The 2968-nt window shown below is 45.3% G+C and carries 2 protein-coding genes; both read left to right on the forward strand.

Translation table 11 applies throughout. From position 1 onward, the window contains the following. A partial coding sequence (locus I5W_RS29690) for a DNA cytosine methyltransferase (protein ID WP_148289083.1) occupies positions 1–704 on the forward strand: 704 nt, incomplete at its 5' end. An 18-nt stretch (positions 705–722) separates the two neighbouring features. Continuing rightward, on the forward strand, positions 723–2732 hold the full coding sequence (locus I5W_RS10270; protein ID WP_044529142.1) for a BbrUII/HgiDII family restriction enzyme: 2010 nt from the start codon (positions 723–725) through the stop codon (positions 2730–2732). Positions 2733–2968: the final 236 nt, after the last annotated feature.

Genomic DNA, 2968 nt, shown 5'->3' on the forward strand with positions numbered 1-2968 from the left:
TCCGATTTGGTGACATGGAAAATGTTCCAAATCTGCAGTCACAAAGTATATTCCAAGATTTTGTGACTCGCCTAAAAGATGACGGCTTCAATGTTGCGTATTCGGTTGTTGATGCAGCTGCTTATGGTCTGCCACAGAGAAGACGTAGGCTTGTCCTTTTAGCTTCGCGCCTTGGTCCGATCCGCCTCCTGTCTCCGGAAGAAATTGGAGCCACTCCGCGCACAGTTAAAGATTCTATTGGTGGCTTGCCTGCGATAGAGGCAGGCGAAACCTATTCTGCAGATCCGCTGCATAAGGCCCGCGCGCTAACTAAAATAAATATTCAAAGAATCGCAGCTTCTCGACCTGGTGGTACATGGCTTGATTGGCCAAGTCACCTGAAGCTTGCCTGCCACCAGAAAGAATCTGGCTCAACGTTCAAGAGCGTTTACGGTCGGTTGGAGTGGGATAAACCATCTGGAACGATCACTACTCAATCATCGAATTTCGGTACCGGGCGGTTTGGGCATCCTGAACAAAATCGCGCGCTATCCCTACGGGAGATGGCTATCTTGCAGTCGTTTCCTGCTGATTATCAGTTCGTAAAGAGCGAGGAGGAGGCTGATTTCACATCTATTGGCCGGCTAATTGGAAATGCAGTACCGGTTGAACTTGGTTACGCAGTGGGCCTTTCAATTAAAAGTCATTTGCATGCAATAAGATAGAAAAAATCAGGGGGAAGAATGAGCAATAAGCACCACTTTAAATTTGATGTTGATGTAAATGTTATTAATCACTTGGGCGTGGGTCTTTACAGTTCCACACCCGCTGCGCTTACGGAACTTGTGGCAAATGCGTGGGACTCAGATGCGACCGAGGTGCATATCACTATTGATCCTCAGGGAAAATCCATAACCATTGAAGATGATGGTCATGGAATGACGGCCACGGATATATCCAAAAAATTTCTAAATGTTGGCTATTCTCGACGCAAGAATTCCACTAATAAAAATTTTAGTAACTCTGGCAATCGCCGAGTTATGGGGCGTAAAGGGATCGGTAAATTAGCGATGTTCGCTTTAGCGAATTCGGTAAGGGTGTCGTCGCAGGCAGCTGGAAATGAGGTCGTAGGTTTCAAGGTAAATGTCCCTGAGCTTAAGCGAAATCTGGAGACTAATCAGACTCCAGAACTGGAGGAATTTAGTCCAGGTAACTTCGCAAAAGGGCACGGTACAAAAATTGTTCTAGATGATGTGTTGGTTGGGCTAAAGACAACCGAAGGATACCTAAGAGTAAAGCTGGCGCGCAGGTTCAGTGTTATTGATGATTCCAAGGGCTTTACCGTTTTTCTGAACAAAACAAAGATAACAAAAGCTGATCGAGGCTTCTATCCTCACGTCCAGTTCCTGTGGGCTTTCGACCAGTCAACCCTTGATGAAATATCAGGTTTATCCAAAAATCTCGCTTCTGTGCCGAAAGATGATGAGCCTGGCTCTCCCTTAGAAAAATGTGCGGTGCTGTTGCCACCTGTTGTCGGTTTCGGTGATCAGAATTTTCAGGTCACTGGCTACGTTGCTAGTGTTTTCCAACCTAAAAATTTGGGTAACAAGGACGATAGCGCGAATATGTTCTCAGTGTTTGCCAACGGCCGGGTGTTTGCCGAAAACATCCTTACCGAAGCCAATAGCGCGAAGTATTATCAGAATTACCTTGTCGGGGAAATTCATGCGAATTTCTTGGATGACGATGACATTGATCGTGCGACCGCTAGTCGGGAAGCTATTAAGCGCGACGACCCCAAGTACAACGCCCTGATTGGCTTTGTGCGTACGACCTTGGAATCAATCGGAAATCAGTGGGATGACTGGCGGACCGCTTTGGGCTTAGATCCAACGGATGGAGGGAACGCTGGCGTCAATGCTTGGCTTGAAACGCTTACTGATCGCCGAGATCACGCCGTCGCCAAGAGACTGATGACTTCTATCAAAAACGCGACCGTACATTCTGATGACGAGAAAAATGAGGCTGCAAAGAAAGTACTCTATCGAGGTGCAATAGTCGGATTTGAAAAGCTGAAACTAAAAAAACAGCTTGATAAGCTTGCCAATGTAAATGATGTCCTTAGCCCTGAATTTGCATCTATTTTCTCATCATTAAATGATGTTGAAGAAGCAGCGTATGCCGATATAACGAAGCAACGGTTGGAGATCATTAAGAAGTTTAAAGAGATAGCAAATGATGCTTCCGCGCTTGAGAAGGTTGCTCAAGAATATTTATTTCAGCACCTGTGGCTTCTTGATCCAACTTGGGACCGGGTTACTGGTCGAGGTGAAATGGAAGTTACCCTCACCAAGTATTTGAAGGAAGTTCAGCCGGATTCAACAGGGGCGCGCTTAGATATTAGCTATCGTGCGAGTTCCGGTCGGCACATCGTAGTGGAGTTGAAGAAGCCCGGTAAGACTAGCTTGAATTACTATGACCTTTTCCAGCAAGTCAGCAAGTACAAAGATGCAATACACGCTTACTACGATAAGGAAGAGCCGAATAAACCCAAGCCTCCACTAGATATCTATCTGCTGGTTGCTCAAACTCCTACGGGATATGACGAATCAAAGAAGCAGGCTCTCGCCGCAGTAAACGGCCGCATCATTACATATAGTCAACTGATTAATGACGCAACAAATGCCTATCAAGCGTATTGGGATGTGACAAACCACACCGGAAGCCTCGAGACTATTCTTTCAAAAATTTGATCCCATGTGCCGGACATAGGGCTGGCGTAGTGAGAAGAGTCTAATCTATTGATTATGTTTATTGTTTTACCCGACAACGTATCTATTCCGTAATCAGATGCTCCGAATGAAAAACACCCGCGATACGCGGGTGTTTTTCTTTTACGTGCGTGATTGAAAAAAACATAAAGAGGATTGTATGCCANTTCAGAAACTTAGACCGTATACAAATATTTCTGCATTAATTTATCTCTTAA

The sequence above is a fragment of the Herbaspirillum sp. B65 genome (assembly GCF_000333555.1).
Classification (GTDB): Bacteria; Pseudomonadota; Gammaproteobacteria; order Burkholderiales; family Burkholderiaceae_D; genus Herbaspirillum; species Herbaspirillum rubrisubalbicans.

Excerpts from the sequence above, each read along its gene's own strand:
- I5W_RS10270 (WP_044529142.1), top strand. The coding sequence starts at position 723 with ATGAGCAATAAGCACCACTTTAAATTTGATGTTGATGTAAATGTTATT.